This window comes from Raoultibacter timonensis (assembly GCF_900240215.1).
GTDB lineage: Bacteria > Actinomycetota > Coriobacteriia > Coriobacteriales > Eggerthellaceae > Raoultibacter > Raoultibacter timonensis.
Window position 1 is genome coordinate 596,690 of record NZ_LT964679.1, and the last position, 17,474, is coordinate 614,163.

General features: G+C 57.2%; 18 protein-coding genes and 1 other RNA gene. 13 read left to right on the forward strand and 6 right to left on the reverse strand.

What is annotated here, in order from left to right:
- The first annotated feature begins 4 nt into the window (after nucleotides 1-4).
- The 3 genes from nrfD to C1722_RS02560 are packed head-to-tail and all read left to right on the forward strand — an operon-like array spanning nucleotide 5 to nucleotide 2,352.
- Nucleotides 5-907 carry an NrfD/PsrC family molybdoenzyme membrane anchor subunit gene (gene nrfD, locus C1722_RS02550; protein WP_102377853.1) on the forward strand — a complete coding sequence of 301 codons (903 nt, stop codon included), beginning with the start codon at nucleotides 5-7 and terminating at the stop codon, nucleotides 905-907.
- 46 nt (nucleotides 908-953) lie between these two features.
- Nucleotides 954-1,388: a GntR family transcriptional regulator gene (locus tag C1722_RS02555; RefSeq protein WP_244385894.1), complete on the forward strand. Its 435-nt coding sequence runs from the start codon at nucleotides 954-956 to the stop codon at nucleotides 1,386-1,388.
- Between the two features lie 37 nt (nucleotides 1,389-1,425).
- Nucleotides 1,426-2,352, forward strand: a complete 927-nt coding sequence (locus tag C1722_RS02560; RefSeq protein ID WP_102377854.1) for a slipin family protein — start codon at nucleotides 1,426-1,428, stop codon at nucleotides 2,350-2,352.
- Here the strand turns inward: C1722_RS02560 and C1722_RS02565 are convergent.
- Nucleotides 2,330-2,854, reverse strand: coding sequence for a YaiI/YqxD family protein (locus tag C1722_RS02565; protein WP_102377855.1), 525 nt, complete (start codon nucleotides 2,852-2,854; stop codon nucleotides 2,330-2,332). The two genes, C1722_RS02560 and C1722_RS02565, sit on opposite strands and share 23 nt — an antisense overlap.
- Nucleotides 2,855-2,975: 121 nt before the next feature.
- Here C1722_RS02565 and C1722_RS02570 point away from each other — a divergent pair, with 121 nt between their 5' ends.
- The 7 genes from C1722_RS02570 (at nucleotide 2,976) to ssrA (ending at nucleotide 10,109) form a co-directional block, all read left to right on the forward strand.
- Nucleotides 2,976-4,211 (forward strand): M20 metallopeptidase family protein, encoded by a 1,236-nt coding sequence (locus tag C1722_RS02570; RefSeq protein ID WP_102377856.1) that lies wholly within the window; start codon nucleotides 2,976-2,978, stop codon nucleotides 4,209-4,211.
- 180 nt (nucleotides 4,212-4,391) lie between these two features.
- Entirely contained in the window at nucleotides 4,392-6,329 is a 1,938-nt protein-coding gene (gene htpG / locus C1722_RS02575) for a molecular chaperone HtpG (RefSeq protein WP_102377857.1), read from the forward strand.
- Between the two features lie 170 nt (nucleotides 6,330-6,499).
- On the forward strand, nucleotides 6,500-7,150 hold the full coding sequence (locus C1722_RS02580) for a pentapeptide repeat-containing protein (protein ID WP_146040584.1): 651 nt from the start codon (nucleotides 6,500-6,502) through the stop codon (nucleotides 7,148-7,150).
- 201 nt (nucleotides 7,151-7,351) lie between these two features.
- Complete coding sequence (locus C1722_RS02585; protein WP_102377859.1) at nucleotides 7,352-8,500, forward strand: M42 family metallopeptidase; 1,149 nt, start codon at nucleotides 7,352-7,354, stop codon at nucleotides 8,498-8,500.
- A complete protein-coding gene (gene smpB, locus C1722_RS02590; RefSeq protein WP_102377860.1) occupies nucleotides 8,497-8,961 on the forward strand; it encodes an SsrA-binding protein SmpB in 465 nt (154 codons plus the stop codon). The genes C1722_RS02585 and smpB overlap by 4 nt, the downstream gene beginning before the upstream one ends.
- A 38-nt stretch (nucleotides 8,962-8,999) precedes the next feature.
- Nucleotides 9,000-9,587, forward strand: coding sequence for a hypothetical protein (locus tag C1722_RS02595; protein ID WP_102377861.1), 588 nt, complete (start codon nucleotides 9,000-9,002; stop codon nucleotides 9,585-9,587).
- Between the two features lie 153 nt (nucleotides 9,588-9,740).
- Nucleotides 9,741-10,109, forward strand: a transfer-messenger RNA (tmRNA) gene (ssrA, locus tag C1722_RS02600).
- Here the strand turns inward: ssrA and C1722_RS16825 are convergent.
- The 5 genes from C1722_RS16825 to C1722_RS02630 form a co-directional block, all read right to left on the reverse strand.
- Complete coding sequence (locus C1722_RS16825; protein ID WP_180995006.1) at nucleotides 10,060-11,589, reverse strand: recombinase family protein; 1,530 nt, start codon at nucleotides 11,587-11,589, stop codon at nucleotides 10,060-10,062. The two genes, ssrA and C1722_RS16825, sit on opposite strands and share 50 nt — an antisense overlap.
- A complete protein-coding gene (locus tag C1722_RS02615; RefSeq protein ID WP_102377863.1) occupies nucleotides 11,540-11,728 on the reverse strand; it encodes a hypothetical protein in 189 nt (62 codons plus the stop codon). Before C1722_RS02615 ends, C1722_RS16825 begins: the two co-directional genes overlap by 50 nt.
- Before the next feature lie 112 nt (nucleotides 11,729-11,840).
- Complete coding sequence (locus tag C1722_RS02620; RefSeq protein ID WP_146040585.1) at nucleotides 11,841-12,698, reverse strand: MerR family transcriptional regulator; 858 nt, start codon at nucleotides 12,696-12,698, stop codon at nucleotides 11,841-11,843.
- Nucleotides 12,699-12,787: 89 nt separating this feature from the next.
- Nucleotides 12,788-13,393 (reverse strand): hypothetical protein, encoded by a 606-nt coding sequence (locus tag C1722_RS02625; protein WP_102377865.1) that lies wholly within the window; start codon nucleotides 13,391-13,393, stop codon nucleotides 12,788-12,790.
- 26 nt (nucleotides 13,394-13,419) lie between these two features.
- Nucleotides 13,420-14,694: a hypothetical protein gene (locus tag C1722_RS02630; protein WP_146040586.1), complete on the reverse strand. Its 1,275-nt coding sequence runs from the start codon at nucleotides 14,692-14,694 to the stop codon at nucleotides 13,420-13,422.
- A 344-nt stretch (nucleotides 14,695-15,038) separates the two neighbouring features.
- Between C1722_RS02630 and C1722_RS02635 the strand changes: the two genes are divergently transcribed.
- From C1722_RS02635 to C1722_RS02645, 3 genes are read left to right on the forward strand one after another with little or no spacing between them, the layout of a single operon-like run.
- On the forward strand, nucleotides 15,039-15,683 hold the full coding sequence (locus C1722_RS02635) for a hypothetical protein (RefSeq protein WP_102377867.1): 645 nt from the start codon (nucleotides 15,039-15,041) through the stop codon (nucleotides 15,681-15,683).
- Nucleotides 15,680-15,901 carry a hypothetical protein gene (locus C1722_RS02640; RefSeq protein WP_146040587.1) on the forward strand — a complete coding sequence of 74 codons (222 nt, stop codon included), beginning with the start codon at nucleotides 15,680-15,682 and terminating at the stop codon, nucleotides 15,899-15,901. Before C1722_RS02635 ends, C1722_RS02640 begins: the two co-directional genes overlap by 4 nt.
- A gap of 9 nt (nucleotides 15,902-15,910) precedes the next feature.
- Entirely contained in the window at nucleotides 15,911-16,987 is a 1,077-nt protein-coding gene (locus tag C1722_RS02645) for a hypothetical protein (RefSeq protein ID WP_102377869.1), read from the forward strand.
- Nucleotides 16,988-17,474: the final 487 nt, after the last annotated feature.

Genomic DNA, 17,474 nt, shown 5'->3' on the forward strand with positions numbered 1-17,474 from the left:
CGCTGTGGTCAATTCCTTCATCGCATGGTATCTGTTTCTCGCCGGTATGGGCGGCGGCGCCTTCTTGACCGGCGCGGTCGTCGATATCCTGCTGAGGTTCAGCGACGATCCCCGGCTGGAGCGCGTCGGCGCGGTAACGGACGGGGGCCTTATCCTGGGACCTGCGACGGTGGTGCTCGGAGCGGTGTTTCTCCTTGCAGACCTCGGTTCTCCCGAACGGGCCTTTCAGGTGTTTTTCACTCCCTCGACGAGTTTGCTGACGCTCGGCTCATGGGCTATCGCCCTGTTCTGCGTATGCTCGATCGCCGCGCTGCTCGTCGGCGGCTTGGTGGAAACCACGGTTTCGCGGGTCGTGGAAGCGGTGCTGCACGGGCTTGCGACGCTTGCCGCTTGCTGCGTGATCCTGTACTCGGGCGTGTACCTGTCCACGTTCCCCTCGGTGCCGTTTTTGCACAATCCGATCGTACCCGTGCTCTTCGTCGCGTCGGCGCTGTCGACGGGCATGGCGCTGCTTTTGATCTTCGGGTTCGTCTTGCGCGACCACGAAGACGTCTCCGAGGGCCTTTCGAGCTGTGCGCGGATCGATCTGGTGCTGCTCGGGATCGAGGTGGCCGCGCTCGGTGCGCTACTTGCGGTTTCGCTGGGTTCGGGCGAGGCAGCCGCCGATTCGGCATGGGCTTTGATAAGCGGTGATCAGGCGGGGCTGTTCTGGCTCGGCGTGGTCGCGGTGGGCGTTGCGGCCCCTATCGCACTCGAGGTTTCCCATCTGAGGGGAGCGGATCTGTTCACGCTCGTCGTCGGAGCCGGCTGCGTGTCGGTCGGCGGCTTGTGCCTGCGCTACGCCCTGCTGCTTGCGGCGGTGAGATTCAGCGCGATCGACATGAGTGCGGTTGCTTTTTGGGGATGATGGGTGATGGCGTGATGCCGGTTCGATTAATGATACTATGGTGATCATGAGTGAAGACGCGATCGATAGGGATGTCGCAAGCGACGCGATGGGTACGTTCCAGGTGGACGAACGCAGTGTTGTGCCCATATGGATACAGATTCGCAAAAGGATCATCTACCTCATCACCTCGGGCAAGTACAAGGCCGACGAGCGGCTGCCCTCGGTGCGCGATCTCTCCGTGCGCCTGGGGGTCAACTACAACACCATCAACAAGGTGTATCAGGATCTCGAGCGCGACGGTTTCATATTCACGAAGCGTGGCAAGGGGACGTTCGTCTCCGATGTCACCTCGATCGAATATTCTCCTGACGACGGGGAGATGGAGGCGCTTGCCGCCGATTTCGTTCAGAACGCCCTCGGCAAGGGGATGGAGCCCGAGGACATCATCGATCTGGTGAGAACTGAGATCGAAAAGCTCGAGGGTCCGAAAGGGCTTTGAGTCCGCGGAGTTTCGGTGCATCAGGAAAGGGGTAGCGGTGCGCAATAGAAACGGAAGACGGGAAGACAGGGCTGGTGCCCAACAGAATCCCGCAACGAAAAACAACGGGCCGAAGGGGAAGAAGACGTCGCGCAACGGCGTGTACCTGTTCTCTCTGACCATCTTCCTTATCGGGCTGGCGGCGGTGCTCGCGGCGTTTTGGGGAAACCTTTCGGTTCCCGCCATCATCGTCGGCATCGTCGTCGGCTTCGTGCTTGCTTCGAGCGTTCGCATCGCGCCCCAGTGGGAGCGCGTCGTGGTGCTGCGGCTCGGCAAGTTCAACCGCATAGCCGGGCCGGGCCTGTACTTCCTCATACCGATCGTCGAGCACGCCGCGGCCCACGTCGACCAGCGCATCATCACGACGCCGTTCACGGCCGAAGAAGCGCTGACGGCCGATCTCGTGCCGCTCGACATCGACGCGGTGCTGTTCTGGCTCGTATGGAACCCGAAAGACGCATGCGTGGAGGTCGAAGACTACTCTTCGGCCATCTGGTGGGCCGCCCAGACCGCGCTGCGCGACGCGATCGGGCGCATCAACCTCGCGGAGGTCGCGACCAGGCGCGAGCAGCTCGACAACGAGATCAAGGAGATCCTCGACGCGAAAACGCGCACCTGGGGCATCACGGTGGTGTCGGTGGAGATCAGGGATATCGCCATACCGAAAGAGCTGCAGGACGCCATGTCGAAGGAGGCCCAGGCGGAGCGCGAGCGCAATGCGCGGCTTTTGCTGGCTGAAATCGAGAAGGACATCTCCGAGATGTTCGTCGACGCGGCTGCCGTGTACGACCAGAACGATAAGGCCATGCAGCTGCGTACGATGAACCTCATCTACGAGAGCGTCAAGGAGAAGGGCGGCCTCGTGATCGCCCCGAGCGCGTTCGGCGAGGCGTTCAACAACATCAAGGGGTTCGGCGGGGAATAGCTTCGCGCACCAGCCGATCGAGGTTCGCGGCGAAATGCTCGCGGTCTTCGTCGGTGAATGCGGCGGGCCCCTTCGTCCGTCCGCCTTGGCGGCGTATCTTCTTCTCCTGATGGCGTATTTCCATGTCCATATCGATGGTTGCAAGCGAGTAAACGCGTCCGCGCACGCCGATGGCGCTCGCTTTGCGTCCGAGCACCATGGCGGCAAGGCCGATGTCCTGGGTGACGACGATGTCTCCGGGAGAAAGGCGCTCGACAATGGCGAAATCGGCCGAATCGGCTCCGACGCCGACCGCGAGCGTGTCAACCCAGAATCCGCCCGAGTCTTCCCGCGGATCGCTACGGCGGATATGCCGGGCCAGGTTCTGCGTCGAATTGCCCGCGATAACCGCCGGCAGGGCATGCTTTCGGGCAACTGCGATCGCCTCGGCCGTTACCGGGCAGGCGTCGGCATCGACGAATATCGTCGGTCGATCGGGACGGTCTGTCGTGCGCTGCGCCATGCGGTTCCTTTCTGCCTCAAGCCGTATTGTACCCGACCTGTAACTTGCCTGCAGGGGCTTTCGTGGCGGACAATGATTTGAAAAATGGAGTTATGTGCGATGCAAGACAGGAGCGGCTACCATGGGCGAATTGGGGTACATCGAAGAAGCCGAAGCTTTGCGGGACGACATCGTCGCCGATCGCCGCTGGCTGCACCGGCATCCGGAAACCGGCTTCGACCTTCCTGAAACGACGGCGTACGTTGCGAGCCGTTTGCGCGAGATCGGCTGCGAGCCGTGCGAGATAATCCCCGGCGGAATCGTTGCCCATGTGGGAAACGTCGAAGGGCCGTGCTTCATGCTGCGGGCCGACATGGACGCGCTCCCTTTGCGCGAAGAAGCCGACGTGCCGTTCGCTTCGGCCAACGGGAACATGCATGCTTGCGGGCACGACGCCCATACGGCGATGCTCCTCGGCGTTGCCCGCATCCTTAAGAACCACGAGGCGGAGCTTAAAGGTTGCGTGAAGCTGATGTTTCAACCCGATGAGGAGGGAACGGCTCCCGACGAGGTCACGGGGAGCGGGGCGATGCTTGCGGCGGGCGTGCTCGAGAATCCGCCCGTCGAGGCAGCGGCGGCCATCCACCTTATGACCGTCGACTACGCGCGCGGACGCGTGTACACGCGGTTCGGTGCTGCGTTCTCGTCGGTTGACGACGTCGACATCGAAATAGTCGGGAAGGGATGCCACGGCTCCCAGCCCCAGCACGGCATCGACCCCATCAACATCGCGGCTCATGTTTTTCTCGCGCTCGAAAACCTGATCGCGCGCGAGGTCGACCCTACCGAGCAGTGCGTGCTCACCTTCGGGTCGATTCACGGCGGATCGGCGGCCAACATCATTCCCGACAGCGTGCACATGCTCGGAACTTTGCGCACCGTCTCGGAGAAAACGCGCGATCGCATGAAGAAGCGCACCGCTGCGATTGCCGAGCGGATCGCCGAGGGGTTCGGCGGCACGGCGAAGGTGCGGTTCCTCCGCGGGGTGCCGAGCGTGTACAACGATCCGGCGCTTACCGAAGAGCTCGTCGGCTACATCGAAGGCGAGGCCATCGCGGAAGTCGAGCTGCTCGAAAAGCCCCTTCCCGGATCGGATGACATGAGCGTCATCTCGCAGGCGGTGCCGACGAGCTACTTCGTGCTCGGGGCGGGGTCTGCCGAAGAGGGATGCGCCTATCCCGTGCATAGCCCCCATGTTGTCTTCGATGAAAGCGTGTTTCCGCAGGGTTCGGCGCTCGCTGCCGCCATCGCCATGCGCTGGTTAGAGAACCGAGGAGGCGGCGAGCGGCCGCGCGGGCGCGCTCGACTTGCCGATTGATTCCGCATTCGGCCGCCCGAGCGGCGAGTGAGCTTTATTCGACCATTTGTGCACAAGGAGGCGCTCTGGTCTTGACATTCTTTTCTGCGATATTACAATCACATGTTGGCACTCGAACACTGAGACTGCTAAAACTGCCGCTCATAGTTATGAATAGTATCCGTAAGGAAGGTAATCGGTATGCGCAAGTTCAAGACTGAGAGCAAGAAACTGCTCGACCTCATGATCAACTCGATCTACACGAACAGGGAGATTTTCCTGCGGGAGCTTATCTCGAACGCTTCGGACGCGGTCGACAAGCTCTACTTTAAAAGCCTGACCGACTCCAAAGTCGAGATTTCGAAAGACGACCTGGCAATCCTCGTCTCCTTCGACAAGGATGCTCGGACGATCACCGTTTCCGACAACGGCATCGGCATGGACAAAGACGATCTCGATCGCAACCTCGGTACGATCGCCCACTCCGACAGCCTCGAGTTCAAATCGGAGAACGCCGAGACCCAGGGTGAGGACATCGACATCATCGGGCAGTTCGGCGTCGGGTTCTACTCGGCGTTCATGGTGGCGAGCAAGGTGAAGGTGGTTTCGCGCGCTTACGGAGCGGATGCGGCCTACTCGTGGGAAAGCGACGGCGTCGAGGGCTACACGGTCAAGGAAGCCGAACGCGCAAGCCACGGCACCGACGTTATCCTCACGCTCAAAGAGGATACCGACGAGGAGAACTACGACAGCTATCTGAGCGAGTACAAGCTGAAAAGCCTCATCAAGCGCTATAGCAACTACGTGCGCTATCCCGTGCAGATGGAGGTGGAGAAAACCCGCGAGCTTCCCAAGCCCGAGGATGCCGACGACGACTACAAGCCCGAGTTCGAGCACTACCGCGAACTCGATACCATCAACTCGATGATTCCCATCTGGAAGCGCCCGAAGTCCGAGGTCACGCAAGAGGAGTACAACGAGTTCTACAAATCCGACTTCCATGATTTCTCTGATCCGGTTCGCACGATCACCGTGCATGCGGAGGGCTCGTTCTCCTACGATGCCCTGTTATTCGTGCCGGGGCGCGTGCCGTTCGATCTGTACAGCAAGGATTACAAGAAGGGCCTCGCTCTTTACAGCTCGAACGTGCTCATCATGGAGAAATGCGAAGAACTCGTTCCCGATTACTTCAACTTCGTCCGCGGCGTCGTGGACAGCCAGGATCTCACGCTCAACATTTCACGCGAGACGCTGCAGCACAACAGCCAGCTGCGCGCCATCGCCAAGCGTATCGAGAAGAAGATCAAATCCGATTTGGCCGACATGCGCGATACCGATCGCGAGGGTTACGAGAAGTTCTTCGAGAACTTCGGGCGCGGCATTAAGTACGGCATCTATTCGAGCTACGGCATGAAGAAGGACGAGCTCGCCGACCTGCTGCTGTTCTATTCCGCCAAGCAGGATAAGATGATCACGCTCGACGAGTACGCGAGCGCCATGCCCGAAGGCCAGGAATCGATCTTCTACGCGGCGGGCGATTCGGTCGAACGCTTGGCGAAGATGCCCATCGTGTCGACGGTGCTCGACAAGGGCTACGACGTGCTGCTGTGTACCGAGGACGTCGACGAGTTCTGCATGACGGCTATGGCCGATTTCGCGGTGGCCGATGCCGACGATCCCGATTCGCTGACCGCTTATCCGCTCAAGAACGTCGCGGGCGGCAATCTCGGCCTCGAGACCGAGGAGGAGAAGGAGGCTGCCGAGGCGGTTGCCAAGGAGAACGAGGATCTGTTCTCGGCTATGAAGGAGGCGCTCGGCGACAAGGTGGCGAAAGTGGCCGTGTCCACCCGTCTTTCCGGATCGCCCGTAGCGCTTACCGCCGAGGGCCCGATCTCGCTTGAGATGGAGCGCGTGCTTTCCGGCGCGCCGGGCAACGATGACGTGAAATCGGAGCGCGTGCTCGAAGTGAACGCCGAGCACCCGATCTTCGAGACGCTCAAGGCGGCTCAGGATGCAGGCGATGCAGACAAGGTGAGACTCTACACCGATATCCTCTACAACCAGGCTCTGCTCGTCGAGGGTATGCCCATCGACGATCCGGTGGGATACGCCCAAGCAGTCGCGAAGCTCATGGTGTAGAAGCGGTTTCTCCCGTTCGAAACGCCCGTGCAGCCGTTGGGTTGCGCGGGCGTTTTTTCGCTGTGCATCTGTGGTCGGCGTGCATGTTTTTCCGACCGCCGCCATAGCCGCGCGCCATGCGCTACTATGGAAATCCGCCTCATTGACTGAGTCCGAAAGAAGGATACCCCGTGCCCGATGCGCCCCGTATAGCCGAAGACCTGACCAGCCTGGCCGATCTCGTCGAGGCTACGGCCGAGGATCGCGAGGCGGAGCGTCCGGTATTTGCGCTTATCGTCGAAGGCCAGTTCGTGGAGGATGCCGATCTCGCACGCCTCGAGCTTTCGGCGTCGCGCCTTCTGAGGTGCTCGTTTCTAGCCTCGGACTTTTCCAATGCCACGTTCGAGGACGTCGCATTCGAGCAATGCGATTTCTCGAATGCCGATTTCTCCTCGTCGTACTTTCTCCGCTGTACGTTTTCGTCGTGTCGGTTCGTTGGCGCCGACTTCTCCGAAGCTGTATTCAAGCACGTATCGGCGGGCGAATCGACGTTCCAGTATGCGAGCTTCTCGCGCGGCGGATTCGATTGCTGTTCGTTTGCCGACTGCGATTTTTCGCAGGCGTCCATTTCGGAAGCCGAGATGAAACGATTCGAGATAGCCGGATCCAAGCTGGCGAACGTCGATTTCTTCAGGACGAGTTTGCGCGACGTTGATCTGTCAGACAACGATATCGCGGGATTCCTCGTTTCGGACACCATGCGCGAGCTCGACGGGTGCATCATGGATCCGTATCAAGCCGCTTCGGTTGCCCGCAAGCTCGGCATCGTGGTGAAGGAGTAGGATGCCCGCCGCCCATGCGTTACGGGCGTCCGTTGTGTGCGTAAAGCAACGCTTGTCTTGCTGGTCGTTAAACGATGCGGCACCCCCTTGCTCGAAACGGTATAATGTGCCCGAACAAGATGATTTCCCGTTGTGCGCGGAACCGTGTCTCATGCACGGGATGCCCGCCGAGCGGGTTCGTACGCATAAGGAGTATCTGCAATGAAGAAGAAAGACCTCAAGTTTCTCAAGCGCATGCTCGAAACGCCTTCGCCGACCGGATCGGAAGAGGACGTCGCCTCGGTTGTGCGCGAGCGCCTTGCCGATTCGGCCGACGAGATCGAGACGAACGTGCTCGGTTCGGTGCACGCCACGCTCAAGGGTACGGGCGAAGGCCCCTCGGTGATGCTCGCCGCCCATATGGACGAAGTGGGACTCATGGTCACCTACATCAGCGATGAAGGCTACCTGAGCGTTGCGGCCATCGGCGGCGTGGACGCCGCCATCCTGCCCGGCATGCGTGTAGACGTGCATACCGAAGGCGGGGTGTTGCGAGGCGTGGTCGGCCGCAAGCCCATCCATCTCATCGTTCCCGACGAACGCAAAAACGTTACGCCCATAGACAAGCTGGTGATCGATCTCGGCATGCCTGCGAAGGCTGTCAAGAAGCGTGTGCGAATCGGCGATTCCATCACCTACGGCGCCGGCTTCGAGCGCTTCGGCAAAGGCATGGCCGTCTCTCGCGCATTCGACGATAAAGCGGGTGTGTGGGTGGCGGTTCGCGTGCTCGAGGAGCTTGCCGCCGCCGGGCGCGCTCAAGGGGATTTCATCGCCGCCGCGACCGTGCAGGAGGAGATCGGCGTGCGCGGGGGAGAGACGTCCGCCTACGGCGTGCATCCCGATGTGGGCCTGGCGTTCGATGTGACCCATGCAACCGATTACCCCGGTATCGACAAGACCAAGCACGGCAACATCGTGTGCGGCCAAGGCCCTGTGATCGCGCGCGGCCCGAACATCAACCCCGTTGTGTTCGACCGCTTGATCGCCGCTGCAAAAGCCGAGGGGATACCGTACCAGATCGAAGCGGAGCCCGGTGTGACGGGAACCGATGCCCGTGCCATTCAGATTTCGCGCGGTGGCAAAGCGACGGGGCTCGTCTCGGCGCCTCTGCGCTACATGCATACGCCCACCGAGGTCGTTGCGCTTGCCGATCTCGAGGCAACCGTGAGGCTCATCGTTCGCTTCGTACTCGATCTCGACGAGGACGTCTCGTTCGTCCCGGGCATGTCGAGCACGAGCGAAGTCGACGACGGGGCAACAGGCGCGGGCGAAAAAGCCGCCGCGCAAGCCGAAGCGGGAACGGACGAATGAAGAACGAAGAAACCATAATCGCTAAGAACAAGCGGGCGTTCCATGAATACGAGGTGCTCGACCGCTTTGAGGCGGGCATCGAGCTCAAAGGAACCGAAGTCCGCTCGCTGCGCGATAACAACTGCCAGCTCACCGATGCCTTCATCATGATCAGGAACGGCGAGGCGTGGCTGCACAACCTGCATATCTCGCCGTTTGCGAACGGGAACATCAACAACGTCGACCCCGATCGCAAGCGCAAGCTCCTGCTTCACAAAAAGGAGATCAGGCAGCTGCACGAAGCGGTGAAGGAAAAAGGCATGGCTGTAGTGCCGCTTAAGATGTACTTTGCAAAAAACGCGCTGGTAAAAGTCGAGATAGCCGTTGCCCGCGGCAAGAAGCTCTACGATAAACGGGCGAGCATGGCGGCGCGGGATTCGCGTCGGGAAATCGAACGTGCGCTCAAGGAACGCAGTCGGTAAAGCGAGCGTCGCGGTATGCGACACGGATAGGAGCAGCAATGGATTTGGATGAAGAGCTCGAAGTGTTGGAAGACGGCGTGGAAACGGAAGGCATTGCTGCCGAAGACGAGTCCGATCTTGAAATAGAAGACGAGTTCGAAGACACCGCTTTGGGTGCGGATGCCGATGAGGAGAACCTCGAGGACGTGTACAAGGATTTCGAGAACGATGAGGCCGATATCGACGGTGCGCCTGCGCCCAACATCGGATTCGAGGTTGTCGATCTGGAAGACCTTGAAGAGGAAGAAGAGGAGGACGAGGAGGAGTACATCGAGGTCGAACTTGAGATAGACGAGGACGATATCGAAAGCTACCTGCTCGACGAAGACGGCAACGAGATCGGTTTTACGATGCTCGACGAAGACGGCAACGAGGTCGAGTACTTCTACGTCGAGGACGACGAGGAAGAAGGCGAGGACGAGGACGACAACGAGTTCGATCTTGGAATCACCAAAGAGGGCGTCGCCCAAGCTACGAGCGATATCAACTCCATCTACAAGGACGGCGTCGCCGTTGCAACGGAGCTCAAGGGTGCATTCGACGACATTAAATCGGCGTTCGATTTCAAGAGCGTTTTGAAGAAATAGACTTTGCTTGCTGAATACGCGCTTGCGCGTTAGAATGTAGAGTCCTGCTTCGGGCTGCTGGGTGCAGCGGTTCGTATGCGGGTTGCACATTGAAAAGGTGGGGCCATCGACCCATGCGGCATCGTCGCAGCGCGACGTGCGTGCACTGTTTACGGGGGCGACTGGTTTCGACATGGTAAGTTTGAAATGAGGAGCAGGTCGTGGTCTCCTCGCCACGTTAAACAGGGGTACCGTCAATTTAATTGGCAAAACCAAAACTCAGAGCGCTCCGGCGCTCGCCATGGCTGCTTAATCGCGCTTGGCTGTCGGCCTAGGGATTTCCCCGACCCTGGGTTCGGCATCATCTGAGGGGAACGCTCTTGGACACGTGGTCGGTATGGTCCAAGCTAAGATCGAACCGGCTAGGAATCGTTTAGTTCGTCAACGAGCAGAGCGGTTCCGAATCTTAAACGTTGACTAAGCTTGTAGGGCCTCATGGACGATTTAGTATGGACCGGAGTTCGATTCTCCGCGCCTCCACCACTTGAGAGTCGGGAGCGTTTTCCTCCCGATTTATGCATAGACATCTGGGCAAACGGGAAGTTCCAAATTTTTCACCGTAAAAAGTGACGAGTTCGGGGAAAAGCCAATTTTGGAACTCCCGCCGGATGTTTATATCATCCAGGCTGTCCAGCGTGTCGCCAATATGCGATAGCACTTCTATCCCAAAATCTAATACTTGTTCGGTCACGAGAATCGTATCTGATAAATCGCTTAATTCCGCTTTAATCGTTAATGCTTTTCGGTCATTCTCTTCCAAAACCTTTTGCATATAGGCATCTGAGATAACTCCTCTATGGTTCTTATACATGACATCCAAGCTGTACTCATCGAGGTCTTGCAGCTCCTTCTCAAGCTGCTTGCGCCGCTTGCAATCGAGAGCTTGCTCTTCGTCAAGATTGAGCCTCACGGCCTCTGCAAGAGCTTTAGCGAACGAGGGATTGTAACTCAACGTATCGGCATAATCGCGAAAATCGCGCTCTACCTTCATCGCGTCGTAATACTTCCCTTTGCCCCTACACTTACAATGATATTTTCGGTAATATTTTCCGCTACTGCCCCGCGACGAACTACCGGTCATCTTATGCCCCTCGGAGCACATCAGTAAACCGCGAAGGGGGAAATCAGGATTCACCATGCAATACTTCGACGGATTGTCTTTTTGTCCTTCGAGCCGGTTGTAGACGCGCCACCACATTTCTTTGTCAATGAGGGGTTCAATGGTGTCGCTGCTAATAAGTTCTTCCGTAAGCTTTGTTTCAATGACCCCCATGTATATCTTTTTGCGAAGCATTTTCGAGAAAGCCTGAAAGGATATGGGCTTCCCGCTTTTTCCAGTCAGCCCCTTGCGGACAACTGTACGCCAAGCCTCCGTTACGGAATACCCGCTATCAATTAGTTCCCACGATTCCTTAATAAGCGCAATGCGAAGCGGATTGTCTTCCGGTACAAGGTTCTTCTTCCCGTTTACCCGGGCGTTCTCGTATCCAAGCGGCGCAACCCACATCCAACGGCCATCTTCCGCGCCACTGACCATGCCACCTCTACACCGCTCGGCTCTTATCTCGTTTTCTAATTGCGCGTTGAGGGCAAGAGAACCTTCTAAATAGTGCCCAACAGGATTGTCGCCAAATGGTTCGGTAGCGGACACGATTCGTACTCCGCATCCGGAAAAGTATTCTTTGAGCTTCGTGTAGTCGGGACTGCTACGAGCCATGCGGTCTAACTTGTATACAATCACCGCATTAATGCCCCGTTTTGCCGACGTGCAATAACGCATCATATTTTGAAGTTCGTGGCGCTTGGTTGTAGTTGCACTCTCGCCTTTCTCTATAAAGACTTTATCGACTTCGTATCCGTTGTGATGGGCGTATTCTCTGCAAATGCGCTCTTGGCTCGCAAGGCTTCCACCGTCATTCACCTGACCGGTAGTCGATACCCTTGTATAGATTATCGCTTTCATAGTGTTGCCTCGCCATCTTGATTATTAGCCGCGCCAACGCGTTGACATCCTTCGCTGCCTCCAATCGCTCCTCTTCGGTCACGGCATCGGGCAGCTTGGCTGCAATGCACTCAATACGCTCTTCGGGTGTTTTAGGCATGGGGATAGACGCTCCTTCGCGTCATTCCCCGGGTCTTTCCCGATAAAACGACAGTACAATGTTCGATTGTTTATCTCACGGCCTGCGGTGTATTCCGCCCAGCCATTGCTTGTTACAGCTTTACAGTAATCCGATTCTTGACATGCACGATTTCACCGTTGCTCAGTGAAAAGGTCATGTCGCCAAAGTCTTGGCTTCTCATGCGTTTCAAGATTTCGCGATCAGTGAGCACACGCTCTTCGTTCGTCGTTACGTGCATCACGAACGGCTTGCCATCTTTTTTGGTGATTTCCACTCGATAATAACCACGATTTCTGATGGCTTCTAGTGCTTGCTTCTCCGCCTCTGTGAGTCCCGCATCGCTGCTTAAGAGTCTCGCAAGTGATACCTCGGTTTCCACGGACTTCTTATTAGTACTCGCCAGCACTTCGTCAACTACAGCATTGAGGTTGAGATGGATAGCGGGCCTACTTTTATCGAGAAACATACCGCCAACTCTTTCGTCGGCAGAGCGCACAATAGGGCACATCACGAAACCGGTGCCGTCGCTATATATCGTCATCGTCATCTCTGTGGCGGCAATGCAAGCGAAGATAACCTCATCCATAGTCCGCGGCTCTTCGTAGAATAAGGAATGAAGCCCCCTTAACTGCATGTAGCTCATGCCGAATTCGCGATATTTTTGGAGGATTCGCAGATAAACAACGTCTCGAAACCGAAACTTTTTCCAACCGCCCTCGCCGGGTTTCACCTCAGGATTGAGCATATTGTGCTCAGCAAGATAGCTTATTTGCCTGTAACTCACTCCCGTATATGTGACAGTATATGAATCGTCATTAATGATGCGCTCTATGATTTGCGTATCATCATTGATGGAAACAATGGAGTCCCAATACGCTTGAGCTACAAGAACAGCTATATTTGTCCCCGACTTCCTGATTGAGCAATCAATGTCTTCGCCATAAACCATCCAGTGCCCCTTCTTCATCTGCTTTATGACTTAAATTATACCTTTACGTATAATTTAAGTCAAACATTACGAAAGGGCATGGAGCTGCTTTAGGGAAGAATCATGTCTGCATCATCATTCAAGAAGCCATCTTCAAGCAGCTCGCGGCGCGTTCTCGTTCGACTAAGAGTGTGTAAATCCTTTACGCATTGCGCCATAGGGTCCCTATCGTCCTGCAATGCGATTTCTCCAAAGACCGGAAGATCGCTCGTCGCTCGTACAACGGCTTTGAGGTAGCGCTCCGGCACGTTGGCTCGCAATGCGTCTGCATATGCGCTCATCGTGGCGTAGAACATGATGTTTTCGGGTCTCTCAGAAGCATGCATAGCGCCGTCCAGGCCCTGCAAGGTTCTCTGCTCTTTCACGATACTCAGGGCAAGCCGGAGGTCGTCAGCGTCCACAGCCTTTCCATACAGGGCTTCTAGGCGTGCCTCGGCGAGCGCATAGCTGGCCTTGCGGTCACGGGAGCAGTCGGCCTGGATGCGCTCGCGTGCTTTTGCTATGTAGCGGTCTACCTGCGCGTCGCTCACGTCCCACCGCGCCGTTTCCCGCGCATATTCGCATATACGGGCGCGGCTCCACCCATCCACGAGCAGTTCGGCCACCTTGGCCGTCCGTACTTCAACCGTTGCCGCCGTAGACTTCTTACCGCTCATTCGGTATCTCCTTCGTTCTTTGCGAATCAAAGATACCGTTTTCGTTTCGCTTTCGCTACGCTGGCTGGTTGACCGTCAATCCAAAGGTCCTCCTGGATGTCCAAGATGCGCCACTCGCAATTCGGAGCGGGCAAGTTTCTCGGTGTTGATTGACCGCCCTCGTCTTCGTACCAAAAAATGAAAGTCTTGTACTCTTTAGCTTCAGATTCATATACGAGTTCCACCCCAACATTAGCGACGGCAGCAGCCCTATTGTGCACTTCAACGATTCGGTACGATGACAGCCGCCTGTTCCCGAATTCTTGTCGAACAGTACCAGGGGCCTTCGAAACACTCTTGCAGAAATACGGCGACATTCTCCCATAGTTACCCTCCTTCCAGTATTCGAGGAATTCCAGAAGCCTCTCTTCCGGCGAATGGATGGCCACCGTGGAAGGGTCTTCGTTGATGCTGTCGATATACGCTTTTTCCGCGTGGCTATCTTTGAAAGAAAGCGACGCCGAAATGCTGGGGTAATGTTTGGCTCGGATATCCTCGTTCTGCGCTACGACTTCAGCGACTGACTCCGGCTCCCTTTTTGCCTTTCTCGTATTCTCCGTTTCCTTGTTTGCCGCCCAGTCGGACACTACAAATAGGAAACACCAGCATTTTGCGGCAACCGTGCTATTCGCATACCCAAGGTCTCTGCCGTGAAGTATTCCATGCCTATACGGCATGTCTATCGGCTCCGTCCTCGTTTTGTTTCTTGCTCTGCAATATATGTCTCGCACTTGCTCTAGCGCCCCATCGACATTCGTAATACTTCCCCAGCAGTCTAAATCGGCGGTTTCGGAATGAAACCCCCTCCCAACGGTATCGTTCACTATCCCGTCAATGAGGGTTACGAGATTAAGAATGACCGCATGGTATCGGCTCTCATCATAATCATCATAAGCAAGGTCAAGCAATTCCATCCTGCGCCGCCCAGCGTTTGACCTACGAAGAAACGGCCTATGCCCTCTTACCTTGTCGGGAGAATAGTATGAAAGTATGACCCGCTCTGCTTCTTCCATGCCGTCACGGTCGTATGCGGCAACCGCCTGGGCTTGATGCGTGGGGTCGAGCGAATCGTATACCACCCAGCCTTTTGCGGCGAACAAATCGTTGTAAAGCTGGGCGTTTTTAATTAGCTTCTCAAGCTCAGCTTTCGTAGCTTTCAGCTCTGCCTTTTGGTCTTCGTCGGCTCGGTGCCAATAGTTTTTCTCTATGTCTTCCACCATTCGAAGCGTGCTTCTCACAGATGGTATTTCTTCAAATCCCATACGCTCCCTCTTCCTAAATAATTATTTAGGATAGAACAATTTGCTATTGGGTGCGAGCATCGGTACAATTCATAATCGCCAAACCACAAGACGGAACGTGCTTCGCGCGGGCCAACATAGACTCACCTAAACCGCAGCTACGCGGTTGATTTCGAGGGTTCAGCATCTTGAAGAAGGGCATCTGCCCCAACAGGATGCTATCTCTCTATGAGGTGAGTCTTGTGGTTTGGCGACCAGGGGTGGATGCTCTTCCTCTTGCAGGTCGCCTTGCGATTCTCGCGAATCATCCTCCCTACACATGTGCCCGCTTTTGTTGAAAAGCTGGCCCCGATGAAGGAGGATGCATGGCAAATAAAATCAAGTACCCCGTCATACGGTGCACGCCGAAGACCGGCGGCGAACCCATCCTGTGCGAGGGCAGGAAGATTGCGTGCGTGCAAGACTACTGGCGTTGGGCGCACTCCGAGCTGAACAGCAACGCCGAGCGCGGCAAGTTCGCGGAGTACCTCGTGAGCCTCGCGCTCGGATGCGCGGGCGGCACCAGCGAGGAGTGGGGGGCCTACGACATACTGTGGGAGGCCGAGCGGGTCAAGGTGGAGGTGAAGACCTCCGCGTACATTCAAGTATGGGGGCAGAAAGCGCTCTCCATCCCCTCGTTCAGCACGCGCCCGTCGCGCGCATGGAACCCGGAAGACAACACCTATGAAGAAGCGGTGCGCCGTCAGGCCGACGTGTACGTGTTCGCCCTTGAGAACTGCACCATTCAGGACATGGTGAACCCCAACCCGCTCGACCTATCGCAATGGGAGTTCTACGTGCTGCCGACCTCGAAGCTGAACGAACGCGGCGCGCAGGCGAACATCAAGCTCCCCCAGCTCGCCGCCCTAGGCGCACGCAAGGTCATCGAGCTGGAAGACCTTCCCATTGCCGTGAGAGAGGCCGCGCAGGAGAACGCGAAGAACGCCCAGCCGAGCGAAGGGAGCCTGTGATGTATACGTACAAAGGGAAGACCGACCCCGGCACCCGCGCCATCGTCTTCGAGGACGGCATGCGGGAAGTCTACGCGACCGTCTCCGGGTGGTCGGGCTGCGGCAGCGACATTGCGTCGGTGTCCATAGACGGCACCGTGGCGACCGTGGAGCTGACCGGCGGCATCCGCAAGCGCTTCGAGCTGGACACGGGCACCAACACCGCCCGCGAACTGTAAGGAACAGCTATGAAACTCAGAACCGAAAGCAAGGGGATGCCGCTTCTCGGCGCTAAGGCATCGGCCTTGGTCGCGTCGTGCATGCTGGCCTGCGTGCTGGGAGGATGCGCGGCAGAGGAGAGCGTGCCGCAGGAAAGCGTGGAACAGGCGCTGCTTGCAGCTGCCGACAACGGGGAGTTCGCAGCCGCCGACTACGTGGAAGCGTCGGCCTACCGCCTCGAAAGCTGCGAGGTCGCCGGGCAGGAGCGGAACGAGGACGGGGCAACCGCCGTGACTGCCCGCGCCGTCCTGGCGAACGACAGCTTCAACGTAGAAGCGCAGACCGTGCTCGATTTCGCCAAAGAGGGCGACCGTTGGGTTCTGGCCGGGTCCGACTTCGCAGGAACGAAGGTCAAGGCCATCAAGGGCGTTGACTACCTCGTAGGGCCAGCAGACCAGGCGAGCCTGTCGGGGGACTCCTCGGGAGCCGAGAACAAGGAGCCGCTGTCGGGTTATTCGGGAGCGGAAGCAGCTTTCGACGAGACGGCCCAAACCTGCACCGTGACGCTTCCCGTCGCTCAGGACGGGGGCAACTGGTTCGTGCGCCCTGCGAACAGCGCTTCCATCAAGTTCGTGTTCGACGGCAGGAAATGGGCGAACGCGGGCACGGAGAGCGCGAGCGACTTCACGTCAGACTACCTCGGGCAGACCTTCACCGACGGCCCCTGCTCCGTTACGCTCGTCAACGTGACGGAGAGCGTCATACAAGTGGAGTTCGCATGGTCGGGAGAGAAGTACGAGCAAGACCCCGATAGCGAGTACACGTACCTTCCGGGCACATACGCTGGCCTTGCGGGTCAGGGAGCCATAGCCGTGCCCTTCGAGGCATCGGCCACCTACTCGGGCGAGTACAGCCTTGGGGATTCAACGGCGGTGAACAAGTACAGCCAGCAGTCGGGCAAGGGCTTCGTCTTGACGCGGGATTCAGGATTCGAGGACACCGACACGCCGTCAGAGTTCGAGTGCCGTTTCACCGCAGACAAGTCTTTGAGCATGACGTGGAGTTTTCAGGATACGACGCATCAAGCAACGTTCAGGCTCGTCTAACTAGTTGAGCCTAACAAGCTCGACCCCTTGGTAGGCTATAAAGGAGGGCTGGCCTGTTTATGGTCCGCCCTCCTTACGTTCTGATTCTTGTGTCATGTATTGACCAGAAGTTCCATGCGAAGTGAAACTCATCTTCTTGAATACAGCTATCGTCTTCTGGAAGAGCATCCTGACCGCATTGCCCTATCTAGTACCCACCTCCGTTCCATTCGGTACTGGTAAGGACATCATTTTTTAAACAACAGCTTTCACCTGCGGGAACACAATTTTTCTCTGACTGTTTAATATCTCATACAGCTCATTTAGCTCGATAGCTATAGAGTTCCAAGCTAGAATACGGTGCTCCACCAATTTCCTCAGCCGTTCGATCTGTGTAAAGCTGCAGATCGAACGGCTTTTTCTTTTACCGATATCCTTTGATTGGAGTCCTTCGGTTGTCTCGATGCGCCGCTCATCGGATAAACCGGACGACGCGCTTTAGACAGGC